This window comes from Methylocaldum sp. 14B (genome assembly GCF_002005105.1).
Lineage (GTDB): Bacteria > Pseudomonadota > Gammaproteobacteria > Methylococcales > Methylococcaceae > Methylocaldum.
Map to the genome: position 1 here is coordinate 40921 of NZ_MSCV01000016.1, position 19751 is coordinate 60671.

Sequence of the window (19751 nt, forward strand, 5' to 3'; positions counted from 1 at the left end):
GTTTGGCGACCGAGCGGAGTTACCGTGCGACGGGTTTTTGACGGTTATCTTTCTTATCGGCTTATTATTTTTTTTCTTTAGCAGCTTTTTTGTGACTCAGATAGCAATTTTTAAATGGTGGGATTTTTTTATGATGCCGAATTCGCGCGACCACGCGGGCGCGCGCTCAAACGCACGCGCTTACAGACAGAAAAGGGGATCGCGAGGTTCGGGGATGATTTATAGAGACGAAAAATGCCGACATTCCCAGTTTTTGCTCGATGGCTTGCTAAGCCATTTCCGTGTCAAGCTAGAGCATTTTTCGCTTCCACATAGCGGATTTAGTGCGTGAAAATCCTACCAAGGTGCCGCTGAACGCGGTGCTTGTTTTAGGGCGGGGAGCCGCCCCGCACGCGGGTTCCTTTTGCAAAATCCTTGTGGGATGTTGCTTCCCGCTTTGCCCCCAAGTCCAGGGTGTCGCTCCCTGGATACCCGCTTGCCTTGGGAGCGCCAAGGCAAGCCCCTGGGTTTTATCCTGCGGACCCGCCTTCGGCGGTCCAAATTGACAAGGTCCTTTCCTGGACGCTGCCCTTCGGGCGAACGTCGTTCGTCCCATTCCGCTCCCGGCGAGCCCCCTGATCCTGCGCGTTTCGCACGACACCGGGGCGCTCGAACGGGACGAAGAAAACCGTGTAGCACCCGCTGCCGCGGGCGCTATACCGAATCAGAAAATACTCTAGCCACGGCCGTGCTCGGCGCACCCAGTACACTTCGACGATTTTACCGTCCCAGCAGAACGTCTTTGGCCTGATTGATTTTCGCCGCGAGATAGTCGGAGCCACCTCGGTCGGGATGAATCCTCTGCATCAGGCGACGATGAGCGTCGATAACAATTTCACGAGAAGATCCAGGCGGGATGCCCAGAACACGATAAGCTTCTTCCGCCGTCATTTTGCCGTGGTCCTGATCTGCGGTTCGGCTTTCGCGCTCTTGCCAGGATACGCCATGGACGCGCTCTATATATGCCTTCAGCAGCGATGCGGATTCGGGGTCCTCGCGGACATAGTCACCGTATAACTCGGTCAGTTGTTTCAGGGTCAGGTCGTGCAAGCTACGGCCGGCATGGAACCCTGTCAGTACTACGCCCACGATTTCGCCGGTTGTATGATCGAGTTGCATCCGTAAAAAACGCGACTCAACAAACGAACTGCTACGGCGACCGTCCGAAGCCGTCCGCTGGGATGCGGCTCGTTGTTGCCGCCAGCGTCGTATCAGCGGCGCATATTGAACCAGGAGTTGAACGAGAATTGGCGCAAGCCGGAGAACGGCGGCGATCAGTGCCCCGACCAGCGGGATCAACCAGCCCAGCCGTCCGGTCGCGGCAAGAAATAACAGGGCCAGAATTCCGGTCCAGATCAGCCCGCGTCGAAACTTGTTGGCCAGCGCTTCAGAAGGCGCGGAGTCGAGAAAACGGCGCACCGTGAGCACGGCAAGAACGACGAGAAAAAGAAGCAGAATGAGTTGAATCAAGATTTTTTCATTTCGTGGGCTAATTGCAGAGCGAGCCCGCCTCGGACACGACCGAAGTCTTCCAAAGCCTTCAATCCGCCAGCGGCATAGACCGCAACAGCATTGAGCAGTTCACGGAGTTGCCGTGCACTTCCGGCGTCGAGGCGGCAATGGGCGCCGTGAGTCAATTTGGCGATCTGTTTGAATGCGCGTTCGGCGGTCGGATCGAATCCTTCCTGAAACAGAAACGCTTTGACGCCCCGAAGGCCCAACTCTCCGGCTGTCTTGCAGAGATAGTCGACATTTTCTTCCATACAGTCGCCAACGAATACCAAAGCGTCGACCTTGCTTTTCCGTGTCTCCTGCAAAGCATGCTCCAGAACCTTGCCGATCTGGGTGTATCCCCCGACGCATTCCACGTCAGCCATGCGCCGCCGTAAGTCTTCGGCGTGAATCAACCACGGGAAAGCTTCGAAATCCGCTATTCCGCGGTAATAGCAGAGCTGGATTTCCAAGCCGCCTAGAGCCGCCGCCGCATCGAACATTTCCGCTTGGATACGACACGCCTCCCTCCAAGTAGGTTCGCGGCTCGCCGTCGCGTCCAGGGCAAAGATCAGCCTTCCTTTGCGTCCAGCCGGTTTGGCGTTGGGCGTTTGCGCAAGTTTTTTCAAGAACGCTTGCACGTCGCTGTTGCTGGATTGTGGCGGAAACTTTTTCGAGTCATTCATTTTTGGGGTTCGATAGACACAACGCGAATTATTCTATCCGGCAGAAAATCGCGTAAGGAAAGTCATGACCGGACAGGTTTTCATTGCGAACGATTAGACCACCCGGAGGCAATTTTGGCTCCAATTAGACATGCGCGCATTTGTCGCTCCCCAAATCGCAAATATAACCATGGAGCGTGATAAAGTGCAGTGTTTCTAAATCGCTTCTACGATGCTGTGGAGCAAGCAAATTAACTGTTTGCATAATGTTGACAACATGGTAATTTGCGCCTGCTCCAGAGTGTTCGTTCATGAACCGGGAGGCGATAAGAACTTATAAGAGGAGGTATAGCGTAATGTCCGAAGAGAATAACCCGAGTAAGCCCGCGCAAGGCATTCTCGATACCTTGAAGAGCAACCCGAAAGCTCTCTACGCGGCGATCGGCGCAGTGTTGGTGATCGTTCTCGTTCTCGCGATGAGCGGCGGCGGTGAAGAAGTACAGATCAAGACGACCGTATCCGTAGGCCAGCAGGTGACTTTGGATAATCCGAATGGCGGCGGTTCGCATTTGACGACCATGCCTGGTTTAATTAGCACCTCGGAAGCGGAAGAGGACCAGGAGCAGAGCGTATGCGTCACCAAAGCAGGGACGAAGGCAACCGTTGAAGAAGAAATGGTAGTTGGTCAGTTGCCGTTCGTTAAAGTAAAAGTATTGGACGGAGACTGCCAAGGGAAGAGCGGCTGGACATCGAAGGTCAACGTCAAGGGTAGTTGATAGAAATGGCGATGAGCGCCAGATTATTCGCCCATCGCCATTTCTTGTTTTCTCGTACTCTAAAGTTCTCGCAGCACGCGCATTGGGCTGTTTTTTACGACCGACCGTGTATTCAGATAGCCTGCCAGCCCAACCACCAGCGCACCTAAAACAGGGGTGGCCAGCCAGGTTTCCCAATGGAAACGATACGCTAAGTCAAACACCCGGCTGAACAATGTCCACGCGATCACCTCGCTGATGGCCGATGCCAGGATGCCGGCCAAGAATCCCAACGCGGCGAATTCCACCCATTGGGCATTCCGCAACAAGCGCCGGCTGGCGCCCATGGTCCGAAGCAACACATCCTCGTAGATACGTTCATCCAGCGTCGCTCGGACCGCGGCGAACAGCACGGTAAATCCCGCCGCCAAAGCCAATAGCAAGACATATTCGATGGCGCTCGTCACTTGTCGCAAGATGGTCTGAAACTGTTTCAGCAGCGCGTCCACTTCCAGGATTGTCATGCTCGGGAACGATTTGGCCAACTGTCCCAGTACTGGCTTAAGCTCTGGTGGCACATAAAAGCTGGTGAGCCAAGTGTGCGGATACGTATCGAGGCTTCCCGGCGAAAAAATCATGAAAAAATTCGGGGTCATGGTATCCCAGCGGACGCTGCGGGTGCCGATGACGGTAGCGATAAGCTCCTGTCCCGCAATATTGAATGTGAGTTTGTCGCCTGGCTCGATATCTAGACTCTTGGCTAGCTCGGTTTCCACCGAAACGCTCAGGGGACCACTTCCGTCGACCCATTTTCCCCGAACTACACGGTTGTCGGGCGGCAGTTCCGACGCCCAGGTAAGGCTAAGTTCGCGATTAATCGATGCTTCAGCGCGCGAGTCTTTGTGGACGATTTCGAAGACGTCTTTACCGTTAACGGCAGTCAAACGGCCGCGCACGATCGGATAGTAAGCGCTGCTGGCGATACCCTCTTGGTTCAGCGTGTTGCGAAATCGCGCCAAATCGGTATCGAATAAATTCAGTGCGAAATGATTAGGGGTATCCTCGGGCAGTTGGCGCTTCCACTCCTGCAGCAGTTCGGTACGCACCAAAATACTGACCTGCATGGCCACCAGGGTTAGGGCGAAAGCGAGTATCTGGCTAACTCCCAGTCGCGGCTGACGGGTCAAGTGCTGGAGACCGAAGCGCCATGACAGCGACACGTAAGGCAGGAGCAGACGGCCAAGCCCCAGCATCGATAAGCCGAGCAGGCTGAACAGCGCTATCGCAGCGCCAGCGATCGCCAATACGCTGACGGTCATCGTCCAATCGCGGGTATAGCGCCAAAGAAGTGCGCTCAGAGTAAGGGCGGCTAATCCGTATACCACCCAAGCGCTGGACGGCAGAGGTTCCAGATCGCGGCGCAGTACTCGCAGGGGAGCGAGTCGCTTGAGCCTGAGTATGGGAGGCAGGGCGAAGCCGAGCAGGATCAGGAGTCCCGTGGCCGCGCCGAAGATCACTGCGAGCCAACCGGGACCGGCTAAGGTATGGGGCAGCAAAGAGCGGAGCAACTGGATCACACCGTGCTGAGCCAGGTATCCCAAAGCGCAACCCAACGAGCTCGCGACGAGGCCGACGATCAAAAACTGGCTGGCGTAGATCCACAGGACGTCCCGCTCGCGAGCACCCAAGCACTTGAGCATCGCGGTCATGTCGTAGTGCCGTTCGGTGTAGCGGCGCGCAGTCATGGCGATGGCAACGCCCGAAATCAACACCACGGCAATGCTGGTCAGTCCCAGATAACGCTCTGCACGGTTCAGGGCATTGCCCAGTTCGGGCCGATCCTCGTGTACGTCGAGAATACGTTGACCCGGATGCAGTTGGGGCTTGAGCCATAGCTTGAATGTGCGTAGCGCACGCTCGTCCCCGGCAAACAATTCGTAATAATGAACATGACTTCCGGGTTGAATGACCCGGGTCTCGGCGACATTGGCTCGATTCATCAGCACCCGGGGCGAGAGGCTGTAGAGATCGCCACGGCGGTCGGGTTCATGGGTGAGAATGCGAGTGATTCGCAGCGGTTTTTCACCCACTGTGATTTCGCCGCCCAAGCTCAAACCCAAGGTTGTGAGCACGCGCTGCTCCACCCAAGCCTCCCCGCTTTTCGGGATGTCGTGGGTTTCAACTGCGGCCGTGACATCGCCCAGAGTGGTGCGAAGCGAGCCGCGTAGCGGATAACCTTCCTCGACGGCTTTGACGCCCACCAGAAGCAGTTCGTCGTTTTCGATCAAAACGCTGGAAAATTCGGTGGTACCGGCGACTAGCAGCCCCTGTGCGGACGCCTGTTGCCGCCAAGCATCCGATGGCTCCTGATGGCCGCCGATAACGAGATCGGCTGCCAAGAACTCCGCCGCCTGGAGACTCATCGTACGGGTCAATCTGTCGCCCAACAGGCTGACCGCGGTGGAACTGGCCACTGCGATCAGGAGGGCCGCCATCAGGATGGTTAATTCGCCGCTACGCCAATCGCGTGCGATCAGCTTCAGGGCAAGCTTGAAGTTTCTAACCACAATGCCATTTTCACTGCAAAAGGGATGCCTGAATCAAAGACAAATCGGCCGAAAATAAATTCGAACGTGCGAATAACGCCCGGAAGGGCTCGCACCGGGAAGAGGCACGGAATGCCGCGTTTACCGCTTAAAGATAACTGAAAAGAGACAGTCCTTGTACTTTAACATAAGCTTGCTGCGCAGCCTGTAGCGCGACAAACTGGATGTTGTACCGACTGATTGCTTCTGCGTAGTCCAGATCCTCTATTTCGGAAAGATTCGCTTGGGTGTCGATGATGAATTTGTCGTGAACATCCTCTTGTTCGTCCAGCGCATTCAAGCGTGCGCCGACGCTGGCGCGGGTATCCAGGACGTTCTGGAGGGCGGCATCGATGTCCTTCAATGCGGCGCTGGCAGCGTCGTGGAAAGCAACGTCGGCTCCTGTGCCGGTCTGTGGGCCGGCGAAGCCGAAATCGGTCAGGACTCCATCGGTGTCGTCACTGATCTCCACGGATGAGGCAGTCCCGGTGGTTGTCGATACGAACTCGATAAAGCCTGATCGATGTTGGGCGACCACGGTTCCATTCAAAGCGGTGGCGTTGATGCCGGCGTTTATGGCGGCAACGAGATCATCCGCTGAAGCATAATTCGCCGCGGCAACGGAAACCGTGACCGGCGCACCGCCATCAACGGCCAGATCAAAATTCTTTGCCGGGCCGCCGCTGTAGTCAATGCCGGAGGACAGATCGTTCGTTCCCATAACGGCGCCGTGGGATGCGGTGAACTGTCCGCTCAAAGTCCGGGTGAGGGAGTACAAGGTATTGAGTATGTTCTGGGTACCGCCTGAGGCCGCGATCGCATTGGCACCCGAGCTCGAAGGAATATTCTCGAATATGGAAAATCCGGAATCGCCGTCGGCCAAATGTCGTTGCGGAGCGATTTGCAAGAGGCGCTGATTCTTGTCGCCTTGATAGACGTAGCTCGGCGGCGTCCGGCCGCCGTCAAATGCGAACGGGACGGTATCGGAACGGAAGCCGGCGAAAATATATTCGCCGTTGGCGTCGCGCGTATTCGCCAGTCCGAGCATTTCGTCCAACAGCTGCTGCATTTCCTGCCCGATCGCCTGCCGATCACTCGGGCTGAGCGTATCATTGAGGCTTCGGACAGCCAATTCACGTGCGCGCTGCAACACGTTGTCCGCTCCCGCCAAAGTGGATTCCTCAAATTCGAGTCTCGAGCGAACAGCCTGAATGTTGGACTGAAATTGCCGATTGTTTTCCAGCGACTCCTTCAAGTCCAGCGCACGTACCGCGGCGCTGGGATCATCCGAGGGCGTCAGAATGCGCTGGCCGGTGGAGAGCTGCAATTGGGTCTTGGAGAGCTTCGCCTGCTGCCTGAGGATGGCGTCGATGCCGAATTGTTCCATCAAGGGCGTCGAAATACGCATGCTTATCTCCTTACGGCTCCGATCAGTGCGTCGAACATACTGTTCAGCGCGGGAATCAACTGCGCGGCGGCTTGATAGGCTTGTTGATACCGAAGCAGGTTGGCGGCTTCCTCATCGAGATTCACCCCTGAAACCGAGTCTCGTGCCTGTCGAGCATGGTCGAGCAATTGTTTCTGAGCGGTGCTGTCGATGTCGGCGGCGTGGGTCAGCGTGCCCACATCGCCCACGATCTCGTTATAAGCGTCCTGGTAACTCGCTTTACCGCCCAAAAGCGAGGGCATTGTCTGTAGTTGAGCCAGGGCGCGGGCGTTGGTGTTGTCACCGGGGCCTGCAAAAGGCGACCCAGCTGCAGCAATTTCTCGGGGGTCGGTCAGCGAAACGCTTAGATCGCCGGCTACCCGGCGGAACGGGCGAATGAGAAAGCTGTCGCCGGCTGCTACAGCACCGCCGCCAATGCCGATAGCCAAGCCATCTATGGCAAAGGCACCGGTCGCATTGTTGAATTGCGTATTGTCGCTCAGGCGCGTGAGGGTGTAATTGGCGCCGTCGTAGTCCAGGCGATAGTCGCTTGCGGTTAGATCGGAGGAACCGTTTCCAGCGCTGTTGTCGAACGCGACGGATAATATGGCGTTGCCGCTATTCGTTTGCCTGCCGAACCAACTATACTGGCCGATTGCGGCGTTTGTAACGTCGCTGAAGAAATCGGCACCGGCGCTTCCGTTCAAGTCGGAGCCGAGCGAGTGCTGCGCGTTGAATGTTGCGGCGAGCCCCGCAGCGATACGGCCCAGGGCGTTTTGGGCCGGGTCGAGTACCTCGCTGCCGAAGCGCAACAATCCCCCGATTTCTCCGCCGCTGATAGCGGCGGTCACGACAACGGCGCCGGAGCCGGAGCCGCCGGCGGTAATGGCAATGTCTTTCTGATTGGGATCATAGGCCGAGTTCTGCAAGCTGAGCTGGTTTGCCGTCGAGCCCATCACCAGTGCCTGTCCGCTGCCTATAAACACGTTCAAAGAGCCGTCCTTTTGCTCGAACAAGCTGGTGCCTACTTTCTGCGCCAACTGTTCGGTCAACAGATCGCGCTGATCGAGCAAATCATTGGGCGGTTTGCCTGCTTGGTTATAGGCAACAACAATGCGCTCGTTCAAAGAGGCGATACCTCTGGCCAGACCGTTGATCTCGTCGATATTGGTGCTCAGGCTCTGATTCACTTGGCTGCGCAGCTCATCCATGCGGCCGTTCAGCGTATTAAGACGCTGCACCAGCGTTTCGCCTTCGGTCAGCATGACGCGTCTCGCGGCGATGGATGTGGGGTCGTTGACTACGTCCTGCACCGAGTTAAAGAACGATTGGAGCGAGGGCGACAGACTGGCGTCCGGATCGGCGATGAAGTTGTCGACCTGTGAAGCCATGTCGTGATACGTCTCCAATTCCCCATGCGCGGAGAGACTGCTTCGGAGCTGAGCGTTAAGAAAACTGTCGTAGGAGCGGGTAATGGACGCAACGTCGACGCCGTTGCCCACAAATCCCGCCCCGGTAAACGAAGGCAAGCGCTCGACTTGTTCCGTTCTTTGGCGGCTGTAGCCGTCGGTGTTGACGTTGGCGATATTGTGTCCGGTCGTCGCCAATCCGCGCTGAGCCGCCATCAGTCCGGATGTCGCTATGCCAAGAAGTCCGCCAGCCATGATTCAACCACTCGAATGGATAATGTTCTTACGCCTGTTATCGGCACCGATCGTCCTAACTGAAGACCGGATCAGGCAACGGGCAACTTTTCAAGCGCACGATTTTCCTCGTATATGGAGAGAACCTTGCGTGCATAATAAGGATCCGTGGCGTAGCCGGCCTTTTGCAATGAAGCCATGAATTGCCGTGGATTATCGGCATGCTCCAAGGCCGTTGCGTAACGAGGGTTGGTCTTAAGGAACTGCACGTAATCGCGAAAACTCTCGGCGTAATCGTTGTAGGTGCGGAATGCTGCTCTATTACGCACGGCGATACCGTCGGCGTATTCCAGGGTGCGGGCGGTCATATGACGGCCGCTCCAGTGCCGGTCCGCCTTGATGCCGAACAGATTATGGCTGTGTCCGTCGTTCCCTCGTGCCGCCATGGATTTTCCCCAGCCCGTTTCCAAAGCCGCCTGCGCCAGCAGCAGCTTGGGGTCGACGCCCAGTTCGGCGGCCGCTTCCTGAGCATGAGGCCAGAGCGCTTTTACGAATTCCTCGGGATTGGCGAATGCTCCGGTTCGGGAGTCACTCTGGGCGGACCGAGGTTGCACGCGAGCTTTATCGGTCATCCGAGCTCCAGCTCCATAATCCGATTTCGAATTTTCGGCTGTTGTATGCTCGGAAGATCCCTTATCGATCCTGACTAACGCGTTGCCGCGGTAATCGTCCAGACCCATGCCGGGTTTCGCCTCATCGGAGGACTTTTCGCCGCCCAGTTGCCGAACCAGCATATCGGAGAGGCCGAGACTGGATCGCTTGCCGAGTTCCACCGCCAATTGCTGATCGTACATGTCGCGGAACATCTGCGACTGCTTGCCGTCCGTGAGCCCGCCGTTCGGGACCGCCTCCCGCATGCTTTTCAAGGCCATCTGGATGAACAGAGACTCGAATTGCCGGGCGGTCTCGTTCAGCGCCGCTTTCGGATCATGCTTGGCCTGATTCCTGAGCCGGGCGGTGCCGTTGAAATCGGTATACACATCGGCCATGCCAGTCTGCTTTATCATGCCGGTTCTCCTATATCACGATCAGCTCGGCCCGCAACGCTCCGGCGCTTCGCAGGGCTTCCAGAATGGCGACGAGGTCGCTCGGTGCAGCGCCCACGCGATTGACCGCCTGCACGATTTCATCCAGCGATACGCCGGGATTGAAAACGAACATGCGATTCGCTTCCTCGTTCACGGTTACGTCCGAGCGGGGCACTATGGCGGTCGAACCTCCGGATAAGGCCGGAGGTTGGCTGACGATGGGCTTTTCGCTGATGGTCACCGAGAGGTTGCCGTGGGTCACCGCGGCGGGTTGAACCCGGACATGGCTGCTGATCACTACCGTCCCGGTACGCGAATTGACGATGACCTTGGCAGGGGCTTCGCCCGGACTCACGTCCAGATTTTCGATCAGCGACGTGAACGAGACCCGCTGAGCCGGATCATGGGGTGCGCTGACCTGAACGGACGCCGCGTCCAAGGCGCGCGCCACGCTTCCGCCGTAAGTTCGATTGATGATGTCGGCCACTTGGTTGGCGGTGGTGAAATCGGGCGTATGCAAGTTGAGTATCAGATGGCTGCCTTGCGCGAATCCTGTCGGAACTTCGCGCTCGACCGTGGCTCCGTTCGGAATCCGGCCGGCGCTGGGCACGTTGACGGTAACCTTGGAGCCGTCTAGGCCTTGAGCGCTTAACCCGCCGACGACGAGATTGCCTTGGGCAACCGCGTAGATCTGGCCGTCGGCGCCCCTGAGGGGCGTCATCAAGAGGCTGCCGCCGCGGAGACTGGTGGCATCGCCCAAAGATGAAACGTTCACATCTATCGTTTGGCCGGGCTTTGCAAATGCCGGAAGGTCGGCTTGTACGGATACGGCGGCGATATTTTTGGATTTCAGGTCGATACCCGGCGGCACGGTGACGCCCAATTGGAGCAGCATGTTGCGCAGGGTTTGGCTGGTGAAGCGGTTCTTATCGCCAGTGCGGTTCAGACCGACGACCAGCCCGTACCCGATCAGCTGGTTGCTGCGGACCCCGGCGACCGAGGCGATATCCTTGACCCGTTCAGCCATCGCCGGGGATTGTGAGAACGCCAAGCCGAGAAGACCGATTTTTATGACTGAGTGCAGAGTGAACCTAGCCATGGTCTTACCTCAGTCGATCAGAACGGGAACAGTATGCTGGTGAAAAAACGTTGCAGCCAGCCCATGCGGTTGACGTCCGCCACTACGCCCTCTCCATTGTAAATGAAGGTCGCGTCGGCGACCTTGGTGGAATCCACGCTATTGGTGGTGTCGATATCGACCGGACGCACCAGCCCCGAGAGCTTGATGTATTCGTTGCCTTGGTTCAGGCCGACCCGTTTTTCGCCTCGTACCCGAAGATTGCCGTTGGGCAGGACTTCCACCACGGTCACGCTGATGTTTCCCGTCAAGAGATTGCTCTGATTACTTTCGCCTTTTCCTTCGAATTTGTGGGTCGATTCCAGACTGCTGGATACGTTGTAGCCGAGAATTTCAGCCGCTTCCTGCCCCATCAGCATGGGTGCCTTTACCTGGGTAGTTGCCGAACGGTCAGCCTTGGTGTCCGCGTCTTTCTGGGCATTCGTCCGTTCGACCAGCTTAATGGTAAGGGTGTCACCTACCCGGCGCGCTTTATGATCCTCGAATAACCGCATGTCGTAGCCGGACTGGAAAATTGCGCCGGGATTCTGCATGGGCGGCGTCATGTCCTCGGGACGGGCCGGCGCGTAGGCGGGATCCCGGCGCGGCGGCGGATTGAGGATGGCGGCACAGCCGTTCAAGGTCAGCAGGATGAGAATGAAAGCCGCGTATTTCATCGGATCAATCAGAGAGTATTGGTGGCGAACCCGAGCATCTCGTCCGTGGTTGCGATCGCTTTGGAGTTCATTTCGTAAGCGCGTTGGGTTTCGATCATATTGACCAGTTCTTCCACCACGTTCACGTTCGAGGTTTCCAAAGAGCCCTGGACGAGCTTTCCGATACCGTCTTCTCCCGGTACGCCGACGATCGGAGCACCGCTCGAAACCGACTCCCGGTACAGGTTTTCACCGATTGGTTCCAATCCCGTCGGGTTGATAAAGTCCGCCAGCTGGATTTCGCCGATGACGTTGGGGGTGGGGTTTCCCGGTTCGAGCACGGATACCGTACCGTCGTTGCCGATAGTGACGCTCAGGGCGCCCTGGGGCACGGTCATGGCCGGTTCCAAGGGGTTGCCGCCGTTGGTAACGATTTGTCCATTGGAGTCGAGCTTGAAGGACCCGTCCCGGGTGTAGGCGAGATCGCCGTTCGGCATCAGGATCTGGAAAAAGCCCCGGCCGTTGATGGCGATATCCAGGGAATTTCCAGTCTGTTGGATGTTGCCTTGAGTATGAATCTTTTCCGTGGCGACCGTCCTTACGCCGGTGCCCAATTGCAGGCCGGAAGGCAGAGTCGTGTTTTGCGTGGACTGAGCGCCTACCTGCCTGACGTTCTGGTACAGCAGGTCTTCGAACAAAGCTCGCTCTTTTTTGAAGCCGGTGGTGTTGACGTTGGCCAGGTTGTGCGAAATCACCGACATATGGGTTTGCTGCGCATCCAGGCCGGTCTTGGCGATCCAAAGGGAAGGGGTGGTCATGGTCGTGAACCTCTTGGAGTGTCTTTTAGCCGATCCGCATGAGCTCGGCGCTGGCATTGCCGTCGTCTTCGACGGTCTTCATCATCTTGATCTGGTATTCGAACTCACGCGCCAGTTCGATCATTTGCACCATTTCTTCCACGGTGCTGACGTTGCTGCCCTCCAGTGATCCGGTTACCAGTTGAACCTCGTTGGTGGCTTCTACGGGAGTACCGTCCTTGATTCGCATCAGGCCATCCTCGCCTTTTTCAAGCTGCGATTTTTCGGGTTTGACCAGTTTGATGCGGTCGAGAATCGCCAGGGCGGTGGCGTTGGCACCCTGCGGAATGATGCTGATGGTGCCGTCTGAGCCGATTTCGACCTTCTGTGCGGGCGGAATGGCGATGGGGCCCGCGTTGCCGAGCACCGGCAGACCGCTGCCGGTGACCAGCTGCCCTGCAGGCGTAATATGTAAGTCTCCGGCCCGGGTGTAAGCTTCGCTGCCGTCCTTGGCCTGCACGGCCAGCCAGCCATCTCCGTTGATCGCGACGTCGAGGTCGCGCCCGGTGGTTTGCAGGGAGCCCGTCGACAAATCGACGCCAGGGCGCTCGGTCATGGCGTAGACCCGACTCGGATAGCCGTTTCCGAATACCGGCATCGAGCGGAGTTGCTCGAAATCCGCTCGAAACCCCGGCGTATTTGCATTTGCGAGATTATTGGCGTTGGATGCCTGCGCCAGCAGAATCTGCTTGGCACCGCTCATGGCGACATAAAGGCTGCGATCCATGGTCGGAGTTCCTGGCTATCGGGTGTTAACGAATGTTGAGCAGTGTCTGGGTGATCGTGTTTTCGGTGGAAATGGTCTGCGCGTTCGCCTGATACGCCTGTTGGGCGATAATCAGATTGACCAGCTGCTGGGCCAGGTCCACGTTGGCTCCTTCGAGGGCGCCAGCCTTGATGGAACCGAAACTGCTGGTGCCGGCTACGCCATTGATCGGCACCCCGGAGTTTGCGCTTTCTCCCCAGGTGGTATCGCCGAGCTTGGACAATCCTTGCGGGTTTTGGAATCGGACCATGGCCACCTGGCCCAGCGGTTTGGAGCCGCCGTTGCTGAAACGGGCAAAAACGACACCGGTGTCGTCGATGTCCACGCCGGTGAGCCGGCCGATGGTCAGACCGTCTTGGTTCAAGGTGTCGACGCTGAACGCGCTGCCCAGTTGTGTCGAACCGGCCAGATCGATGGTGAGCTGGATGGGTTGGGCGCTGGGGTTGATGGACACTAAGTCGGTCGTGAATTGGGTCGTTGCCGGGTTGCCGTCGACCGAGGCGAGCTTGCCGTCGTTGTCGAATGTCAGAGGAATCGAGTTGGGGGCCGCGTCGTCCAGCATGTCTACCCCGTCCACATAGACATATAGATCCCAGGCATTCAGCGCCGCACCTTTGACGTAGTAACTGGTCGCGATGTGGGTGTTGCCAAGCGAGTCGTATGTCGTGACCGATGTTGCGTGGGTATAGCTGGTGGGGTCTGCCGGGTCGAAAGGCGATGTGGCGGGCGTGGTTTTGCGCGAATCCAGATTGACGCTCATGTCTATCGAGCTCGTGGCTTTCGGTAAGCCCTGCGTAGAATCGAGTTGCAGGGTCTGGAATACGCCGGTACTGAAGCCTTCCTCGACTGTTTCGCCGTTCGGCGCATAAACCAGCAGCGGCTGGCCGAGGTGATTGACCACATAGCCTTCCCGGTCCATGTGAAAAGAACCGGCGCGGGTGTAGACCCGTTCGTTGATGTTGTTGACGTTGTCCCCCATGACGAAAAAGCCTTCGCCACTGATCGCGAGATCGAGGTTGTTCTCGGTGAAATCCAGGTTGCCCTGGGTGAACTGTTGCGCCACATTGGTGACCCGGACACCGGCTCCTGGCGTGATGGACGAGACGCCTCCCAAGCTACTCGCATAGACATCGGCGAATTCGGAGCGCGATTTCTTGAATCCGGTCGTATTGGCGTTGGCAATGTTGTTGCCGGTCACCGAGAGCATATTGGATGCGGCATTCAGGCCGCTCAAGGCACTGTTAAAAGCCATGTTTTACCTCGCTAGATGACTATGATGTTCATTAAAGGACAGCCCGGATATCGCCCAGGGTGTAACGTCCGAGACCGCTGAGCTGGACTTCCATGCCTTTCGAGCCGCCCACGGTTACGCTTTCCACGGGCGCGGCGATTTGGGTTTCGAGCGCAGTCGTTTTGCCGGCGATAACGGCCTCGGCTTTGATCCTGTAAAGTCCGGGATCGGCAAAGTGCAATTCATCGTCCAGTTTTCCGTCCCACTCGAACGACAACGGCCCTTCGGTTTGAGGCCCGAGTTCCAATGTGCGGATCAAGTTGCCGTTCTTGTCCATGATCCGAATATTGACCTGCGAGGCCTCGTACGGCACGGCCAACTCGCCCTGGATCGTGCCGTTCGCGGCCAGAATCGCTTTATCGGACGCGATCAGCGCGGATCGTCCCACCAGGTTCGCGGCCATCAAGGCCTGTTCCTTGTTGGCGGACGCCGCAAAGTCGGCGAACGAGGATTGCAATTGCTGGATTCCCGTGACGGTGCTGAACTGCGCCAGCTGATTGACGAATTCGGCGCCGTCCTGAGGCTTTAAAGGATTCTGACTGGTCAACTGGGTAACCATCAGCTTGAAGAAATCTTCTTGCCCCAGTTCGTTGCGCTTCCGAGTCGGTGCCGCGGTTTCGGTCAGGCCAAGCGATTTGAGCGTGTTGATGTCTAGGCTCATGATCGGTCACCTCAGATCTGTCCGAGACGCAGGGTCTGAAGCATCAGTTGCTTGGCGGTATTCGCCACTTCGACGTTGTCCCGGTAGGAGCGGGACGCGGACATCATATTGGTCAGTTCTTCGATTGTGTTGACGTTCGGCTTGAAGATATAGCCTTCGTCGTTGGCCATCGGGTGGTCCGGCGCATATTCCATGCGCAAGGGCGCCTGACTCTCGACGACGCCGAGTACCTGCACGCCGACCGGCGTGTTTCGCTTGTCCACGGCCTCCTGAAGCTGTGCCGCAAATACGGGCTGTCGCGATCGATAAGTCTGTTCGACGCTGCTGCTGACGCTGTCCGCATTGGATAAGTTACTGGCTACCAGGTTGAGCCGCAGCGACTGCGCAGTCATGCCGGAGCCGGCGATATCGAAGATTTTGAACGACGACATGGTTATTCTCCTGTTAAGGCGGTTCGCAGAGAGGCGATCTTGCCACTCAAGAAGTTGAGCGTGGCCTGGTATTGCACCGCGTTTTCGGCGAAACGCATCTGTTCCTGCTCGGTTTCCACCGTATTGCCGTCGAGACTAGGTTGCGACGGTAGCCGATACAGGGCTTCTCCCCGCGATCCGGGCGCTGTCGCAGTCACATGCCCGGCTTGTGTAGCCGCGAGCTTGAGAGGGGACGTGTGGACGCTTTGCAGTACCGAACGGAAATCCAGATCGCGGGCCTTGTAATTCGGCGTGTCGGCGTTGGCCAGGTTGGAGGCCAACAACTCGGTACGGCGGTCGCGGAGTTTCAGTGCCAGGGGATGAATGCCGAGGGCATTGTCGAAGTTGATCGTCATAAACATATCCTCGTTGCCAGCTATGTAGCGTTAAGCACGAGGTATGCCACGTAAAAAGCCTTTGTTTAAACAAAGGCTTGCAAATTAAGACGTGAGAGCGGAAAAAAACGGCGGCAATTTTTCGCCACTTGAGACGGCAAATTTGCCGGGTGGCGTCAGAAGGCCGGCTTTAGACGGTAATAGCGACAAGAGGCCCCGCGAACGGTTTCATAAAGATCGAGTCCGGAGGGAAGGGATTCCGTGCTGCTTAGGAACAGATAGCCGCCTGGATTGAGCGCTTTGGCCATGCGCGTCAAAATATCGCGCTTCAATTCTTCGGAGAAGTAAATCAGTACGTTACGGCAAAAGACGATATCAAACCTGCCCAGCGCCGCGAAAGGCTTGAGCAGGTTGAATTGTTGGAATCGGACCCGATCAACGATCTCCGATTTAAGTTTCCACTTGTCCTGATAGCGATCGAAGTAGCGTGACCTCAGATTTTCATCCAGTCCGCGCGACAAGGCCATTTCGCTATAGACGGCCTGAGAAGCTTCGGCCAAAACCGATTCCGAAATATCGGTCCCGATGACCTGTACGTTTCTTTTGATGCCGGTCCAACCGTAACGAAAAAATTCCTCGACGCAGATGCCTATCGAATAAGGCTCCTGTCCCGAAGAGCAGGCTGCGGACCAAATTCTCAAGGTGCCGCCGGTTTTGTTGGCTGCCCAGGCAGGCAAGAGAACATTTCTAAGTTCTTCGAAATGGGTGTTGTCACGAAACCAAAAAGTCTCATTCGTGGTCATGGCATCGATAATACGGGTTCTGAGCTTAGCGGAGACAGCATCGCTTCGGAGCGCAGTTACCAACTGCGCTATGGATGAATAATCACTCTCTTTTAGCAGGCCGGTCAAACGATTCTTCACCAGGTATTGCTTGTTGTCGCTGAGCAATATCCCGCAGGCGTCCACGAGAAATTTCTGGAACACCGCGAACGCTTCGGGATTCAAGTCCGAATTCATGAATACTCCAATCGACACGCCGATGGACGGCGCTTGCGTTTTGCCCGATATAGCCAGTTCAGAAGTCCCTGCGCCCTGTTGTCGCTTGCGCGGCGATATGGTCTTTGAGGCGTTGCTGTACGACCCGAGCAAGATCGTCCGGATCGTATTTGGCGAGGAATTTGTTGGCGCCGACTTTTTCAACCATCGCCTGATTGAAAACTCCGCTCAGGGAGGTATGGAGCAATACGTATACTTCCTTCATAGCAGGGTCTTTGCGTACCTTGGTCGTGAGCGTATAGCCGTCCATTCGAGGCATCTCCACGTCGGAAATGATCATCGCCAAGTACTCGTTCAAATTTTTTCCTTCCGATATCCAATGTTCGAGGATTTCCAACGCCTCCTGACCATCTTTGGCAATTGTGCTCTCCACTTCGAGTTGGTTCAAAACACGCAGAATTTGATTGCGGGCCACAAATGAATCATCCACGACGAGTACATGCTGCTCAAGGTTCTTGGCGTCCTCCTCGATCACACCGTCCGAAACCTGGTCGCACTCGCCCATGACTTCCTTCATCACTTTTTCAACGTCGATAACTTCGATGAGTTCTTTCTCGTATTGCGTTACAGCGGTTAAATAGCTTTCCTTGCCTGCGCCTTTCGGCGGCGGCTGAATCTGCTCCCATCCCATATTGATGATGCGATCGACAGTGCTGACGAGGAATCCTTGGGTGGATCGATTGTACTCGGTAATGATGACATAGCCACTCCCGTCGCGCGGTTGCGGGCGCGCGCCAATTGCCATGGAGAGATCCATCATGGGTATGGTCTTGCCGCGCAAGTGAGCGACGCCACAAATCACCGGGTTCGATTTCGGCAGCTGAGTCAAGGGCGGGCACTGTATGACCTCCTGCACCTTGAACACGTTAATACCGAAGCGCTGGTTGCCGCCGAGTTTGAAGAGCAGCAGCTCGAGGCGGTTATGTCCCGCGAGCTTAGTTCTTTGATCTACGCCTTCGAGTATGCTTGCCATTGTGAATTTCCTGGGAAGATTGACGGTGACTAAAGTGTAGCGGCAGGCGTGCGATCCGCTTGAGTCCGGCGCGGCATATTAGATGCATGTCTTGGTCCATCATCGGAGGTTATCTATGCGTGCCAAACTCAAATTCCTGCTTCTGCTCGCGCTGGCGATTCCCGCGGCTTTCGCGGCAGACCGCCTGCAAACCAACGAATCGATAGCAGCTGCGATAATGGCCCTGATCGAGTCGGATTTCCGTCAGCGGAATCAGGAATTCCAGGCAGACCCGGTCAGGCTGGACGGTCGTCTGCAATTGCCGCTTTGCGATCGGCCGCTGGAGGCCTTCTTTCTTCCAGGGCGGCGCGAAAGCGGTTTTCTTTCCGTCGGCGTGCGTTGCGAAGGAACGCATTCTTGGACCGTGTACAACAAGGTTCACGTGAAAGCGTATCGGGAAGTCGTCGTTCTGAAAAACGCCGTCCGGCAAGGCTCAGTTCTCACCGAGGCGGATCTCGGCTTCGAAAAACGAGACCTCGCGAACTTGCGCGGCAGTTATTTCACTTCTTTCGATCCGGTCGTCAATCGGCCCGTCAAACGCACCTTGGCGGCCGGCGCGGTACTGAGCCCCGAATGGTTATCTGTGCCGAAAATGATTCGGCGTGGACAGAAGGTCATTATTCAGGCGGAGAGCAGTCATTTTGCCGTCAAGATGTCGGGACAAGCTCTGAATGATGGGGAGGCGGGGCAGCGTATTCGCGTTCGCAACGACCAATCCGCGAGAATCGTGGAAGGTACGGTTGCAGGTCCTGGCCTCGTATTGATACGGCTTTGAACGCCGGACAGAAAAACGTAGTTTTGCGCTAAAGTTCGCCGTCGGGAGGCCGATAAGAATTGAAACTTCCGAGAGGATACGGTCATGGAAATCAAACTTCAAAACAGCGTTAGTGGTCTTTCCGTCGGCGGACTACAAAAGAAATCGAGTACCGCGGCAGGTACAGGCGGAGGCAATGCCTCATCGACCTCCAGTGCTAGGGTGTCGCCCGAAATGTCGCTTCGGCTCTCCGAGATCAAACAACGTCTGTTGAGCGAACCCTCGGTCGACGACGCGCGAGTGGCCCGGATTGCCAGCGCGGTTCAGTCGGGAAACTACGAGATCAACCCGCAGCGAGCGGCCGAAAAGCTGATCGCCATGGAACAAAAGCTTCCTGAATTTTCATGATCGCGCACGGCCAGGATCTTCACGACCTTTTCAGCCAAACGCTGGACGGACTCGGCGAAATGTCCAGGCTGCTTGAGGAGGAGGCGCGAAGTCTAGCGGCGCGCGACACGGAGGCGTTGGAACTGACCGCCTCGAAGAAACAGAAACTCGCATTCCTGCTCAACGATTTGGCCGCTCGGCAGAACCATCTCGTCCGCGCTTGCGGTTTTCAGGGCAACGAAGGCGGCGTTGCGGCCTTCCTTGATCGGCTCGATCCCGAGTCGCCGCAGACCAGAGCCCTCCTTGCCGAATGGCGGGAAATCGTGCGCCTCGGTTCGGCTTGCAGAAAGCAGAATGAGCTTAACGGCGCTTATATCGCGCTCTTGCAGCGTCATATCGATTCCAGTTTGAATTTTCTCTACGGCGCTTCGTCGGCGGATGCGACCTACGGGCCGGATGGGTCGACGCGCCGCGGAGAAACTTCACGCCAGTCATTCTCGGCCTGACCGCCGTGCCAGGCGGTTTCCGTCGCAGGTGCCAGTGAACAGGGCGCTAACCGGCCGCAGCATCACTATCCGGCTCGAATCCTTCAATTTCGGACAAATTGCCATGTGCCTCTGCTGCCTCCGATCGAGGCACCGGGCGCCTCCCGGATTTCTTCCTTGTAATAATTTTTATTGCATAAGTAGACGACC

The 19751-nt window shown here is 56.8% G+C and carries 20 protein-coding genes; 4 read left to right on the plus strand and 16 right to left on the minus strand.

The features are described from left to right. Positions 1-759: 759 nt before the first annotated feature. Positions 760-1509, minus strand: a complete 750-nt coding sequence (locus B2A78_RS13125) for a hypothetical protein (RefSeq protein ID WP_086134386.1) — start codon at positions 1507-1509, stop codon at positions 760-762. Next, a complete protein-coding gene (locus B2A78_RS13130; protein ID WP_077730454.1) occupies positions 1506-2216 on the minus strand; it encodes a hypothetical protein in 711 nt (236 codons plus the stop codon). The genes B2A78_RS13125 and B2A78_RS13130 overlap by 4 nt, the downstream gene beginning before the upstream one ends. A 335-nt stretch (positions 2217-2551) precedes the next feature. Between B2A78_RS13130 and B2A78_RS13135 the strand changes: the two genes are divergently transcribed. Next, on the plus strand, positions 2552-2971 hold the full coding sequence (locus tag B2A78_RS13135; RefSeq protein ID WP_077730455.1) for a hypothetical protein: 420 nt from the start codon (positions 2552-2554) through the stop codon (positions 2969-2971). Positions 2972-3030: 59 nt separating this feature from the next. Here the strand turns inward: B2A78_RS13135 and B2A78_RS13140 are convergent, their stop codons facing one another. The 14 genes from B2A78_RS13140 to B2A78_RS13205 all read right to left on the minus strand — a co-directional run bounded on the left by B2A78_RS13140 (position 3031) and on the right by B2A78_RS13205 (position 17876). Next, complete coding sequence (locus B2A78_RS13140; protein ID WP_240502522.1) at positions 3031-5517, minus strand: FtsX-like permease family protein; 2487 nt, start codon at positions 5515-5517, stop codon at positions 3031-3033. Between the two features lie 127 nt (positions 5518-5644). Next, on the minus strand, positions 5645-6943 hold the full coding sequence (flgL, locus tag B2A78_RS13145; RefSeq protein WP_077730456.1) for a flagellar hook-associated protein FlgL: 1299 nt from the start codon (positions 6941-6943) through the stop codon (positions 5645-5647). Positions 6944-6945: 2 nt separating this feature from the next. Next, a complete protein-coding gene (gene flgK, locus B2A78_RS13150) occupies positions 6946-8625 on the minus strand; it encodes a flagellar hook-associated protein FlgK (RefSeq protein WP_077730457.1) in 1680 nt (559 codons plus the stop codon). A 71-nt stretch (positions 8626-8696) separates the two neighbouring features. Beyond that, positions 8697-9671, minus strand: a complete 975-nt coding sequence (gene flgJ, locus B2A78_RS13155; protein ID WP_077730458.1) for a flagellar assembly peptidoglycan hydrolase FlgJ — start codon at positions 9669-9671, stop codon at positions 8697-8699. 10 nt (positions 9672-9681) lie between these two features. Further along, on the minus strand, positions 9682-10791 hold the full coding sequence (locus B2A78_RS13160) for a flagellar basal body P-ring protein FlgI (RefSeq protein ID WP_077730459.1): 1110 nt from the start codon (positions 10789-10791) through the stop codon (positions 9682-9684). Positions 10792-10808: 17 nt separating this feature from the next. Next, positions 10809-11486, minus strand: a complete 678-nt coding sequence (gene flgH / locus B2A78_RS13165) for a flagellar basal body L-ring protein FlgH (RefSeq protein ID WP_077730460.1) — start codon at positions 11484-11486, stop codon at positions 10809-10811. 8 nt (positions 11487-11494) lie between these two features. After that, on the minus strand, positions 11495-12283 hold the full coding sequence (flgG, locus tag B2A78_RS13170; protein WP_077730461.1) for a flagellar basal-body rod protein FlgG: 789 nt from the start codon (positions 12281-12283) through the stop codon (positions 11495-11497). A gap of 25 nt (positions 12284-12308) precedes the next feature. Continuing rightward, complete coding sequence (gene flgF / locus B2A78_RS13175) at positions 12309-13049, minus strand: flagellar basal-body rod protein FlgF (RefSeq protein ID WP_077730462.1); 741 nt, start codon at positions 13047-13049, stop codon at positions 12309-12311. Positions 13050-13074: 25 nt separating this feature from the next. Continuing rightward, the gene (flgE, locus tag B2A78_RS13180) at positions 13075-14340 is read right to left on the minus strand and encodes a flagellar hook protein FlgE (RefSeq protein WP_077730463.1); all 1266 of its coding nucleotides are present in this window, start codon (positions 14338-14340) and stop codon (positions 13075-13077) included. 31 nt (positions 14341-14371) lie between these two features. After that, entirely contained in the window at positions 14372-15040 is a 669-nt protein-coding gene (locus B2A78_RS13185) for a flagellar hook assembly protein FlgD (protein WP_077730464.1), read from the minus strand. A gap of 11 nt (positions 15041-15051) precedes the next feature. Beyond that, positions 15052-15471: a flagellar basal body rod protein FlgC gene (gene flgC, locus B2A78_RS13190; RefSeq protein ID WP_077730465.1), complete on the minus strand. Its 420-nt coding sequence runs from the start codon at positions 15469-15471 to the stop codon at positions 15052-15054. Between the two features lie 2 nt (positions 15472-15473). After that, on the minus strand, positions 15474-15866 hold the full coding sequence (flgB, locus tag B2A78_RS13195; RefSeq protein ID WP_077730466.1) for a flagellar basal body rod protein FlgB: 393 nt from the start codon (positions 15864-15866) through the stop codon (positions 15474-15476). 155 nt (positions 15867-16021) lie between these two features. Beyond that, on the minus strand, positions 16022-16864 hold the full coding sequence (locus tag B2A78_RS13200) for a protein-glutamate O-methyltransferase CheR (RefSeq protein ID WP_077730467.1): 843 nt from the start codon (positions 16862-16864) through the stop codon (positions 16022-16024). A gap of 58 nt (positions 16865-16922) precedes the next feature. Continuing rightward, the gene (locus B2A78_RS13205; RefSeq protein ID WP_077730468.1) at positions 16923-17876 is read right to left on the minus strand and encodes a chemotaxis protein CheV; all 954 of its coding nucleotides are present in this window, start codon (positions 17874-17876) and stop codon (positions 16923-16925) included. A 115-nt stretch (positions 17877-17991) separates the two neighbouring features. Between B2A78_RS13205 and flgA the strand changes: the two genes are divergently transcribed. The 3 genes from flgA (at position 17992) to B2A78_RS13220 (ending at position 19562) form a co-directional block, all read left to right on the plus strand. Further along, positions 17992-18690, plus strand: coding sequence for a flagellar basal body P-ring formation chaperone FlgA (gene flgA, locus B2A78_RS13210; RefSeq protein WP_168175414.1), 699 nt, complete (start codon positions 17992-17994; stop codon positions 18688-18690). A gap of 84 nt (positions 18691-18774) precedes the next feature. Beyond that, positions 18775-19077 (plus strand): flagellar biosynthesis anti-sigma factor FlgM, encoded by a 303-nt coding sequence (gene flgM, locus B2A78_RS13215; protein ID WP_077730470.1) that lies wholly within the window; start codon positions 18775-18777, stop codon positions 19075-19077. Continuing rightward, positions 19074-19562, plus strand: coding sequence for a flagellar protein FlgN (locus tag B2A78_RS13220; RefSeq protein ID WP_077730471.1), 489 nt, complete (start codon positions 19074-19076; stop codon positions 19560-19562). Before flgM ends, B2A78_RS13220 begins: the two co-directional genes overlap by 4 nt. Positions 19563-19751: the final 189 nt, after the last annotated feature.

Bases quoted from the DNA above. Each gene is read 5' to 3' on its own strand.
- flgA (WP_168175414.1), top strand. From the start codon at position 17,992: ATGCGTGCCAAACTCAAATTCCTGCTTCTGCTCGCGCTGGCGATTCCC.
- B2A78_RS13220 (WP_077730471.1), top strand. From the start codon at position 19,074: ATGATCGCGCACGGCCAGGATCTTCACGACCTTTTCAGCCAAACGCTG.
- B2A78_RS13130 (WP_077730454.1), bottom strand. From the start codon at position 2,216: ATGAATGACTCGAAAAAGTTTCCGCCACAATCCAGCAACAGCGACGTG.
- flgH (WP_077730460.1), bottom strand. From the start codon at position 11,486: ATGAAATACGCGGCTTTCATTCTCATCCTGCTGACCTTGAACGGCTGT.
- B2A78_RS13160 (WP_077730459.1), bottom strand. From the start codon at position 10,791: ATGGCTAGGTTCACTCTGCACTCAGTCATAAAAATCGGTCTTCTCGGC.
- flgK (WP_077730457.1), bottom strand. From the start codon at position 8,625: ATGGCTGGCGGACTTCTTGGCATAGCGACATCCGGACTGATGGCGGCT.
- flgG (WP_077730461.1), bottom strand. From the start codon at position 12,283: ATGACCACCCCTTCCCTTTGGATCGCCAAGACCGGCCTGGATGCGCAG.
- flgJ (WP_077730458.1), bottom strand. From the start codon at position 9,671: ATGATAAAGCAGACTGGCATGGCCGATGTGTATACCGATTTCAACGGC.
- B2A78_RS13135 (WP_077730455.1), top strand. From the start codon at position 2,552: ATGTCCGAAGAGAATAACCCGAGTAAGCCCGCGCAAGGCATTCTCGAT.
- flgC (WP_077730465.1), bottom strand. From the start codon at position 15,471: ATGTCGTCGTTCAAAATCTTCGATATCGCCGGCTCCGGCATGACTGCG.
- flgB (WP_077730466.1), bottom strand. From the start codon at position 15,866: ATGACGATCAACTTCGACAATGCCCTCGGCATTCATCCCCTGGCACTG.
- flgL (WP_077730456.1), bottom strand. From the start codon at position 6,943: ATGCGTATTTCGACGCCCTTGATGGAACAATTCGGCATCGACGCCATC.
- B2A78_RS13205 (WP_077730468.1), bottom strand. From the start codon at position 17,876: ATGGCAAGCATACTCGAAGGCGTAGATCAAAGAACTAAGCTCGCGGGA.
- B2A78_RS13200 (WP_077730467.1), bottom strand. From the start codon at position 16,864: ATGAATTCGGACTTGAATCCCGAAGCGTTCGCGGTGTTCCAGAAATTT.
- flgF (WP_077730462.1), bottom strand. From the start codon at position 13,049: ATGGATCGCAGCCTTTATGTCGCCATGAGCGGTGCCAAGCAGATTCTG.
- B2A78_RS13185 (WP_077730464.1), bottom strand. From the start codon at position 15,040: ATGAGCCTAGACATCAACACGCTCAAATCGCTTGGCCTGACCGAAACC.
- flgE (WP_077730463.1), bottom strand. From the start codon at position 14,340: ATGGCTTTTAACAGTGCCTTGAGCGGCCTGAATGCCGCATCCAATATG.
- flgM (WP_077730470.1), top strand. From the start codon at position 18,775: ATGGAAATCAAACTTCAAAACAGCGTTAGTGGTCTTTCCGTCGGCGGA.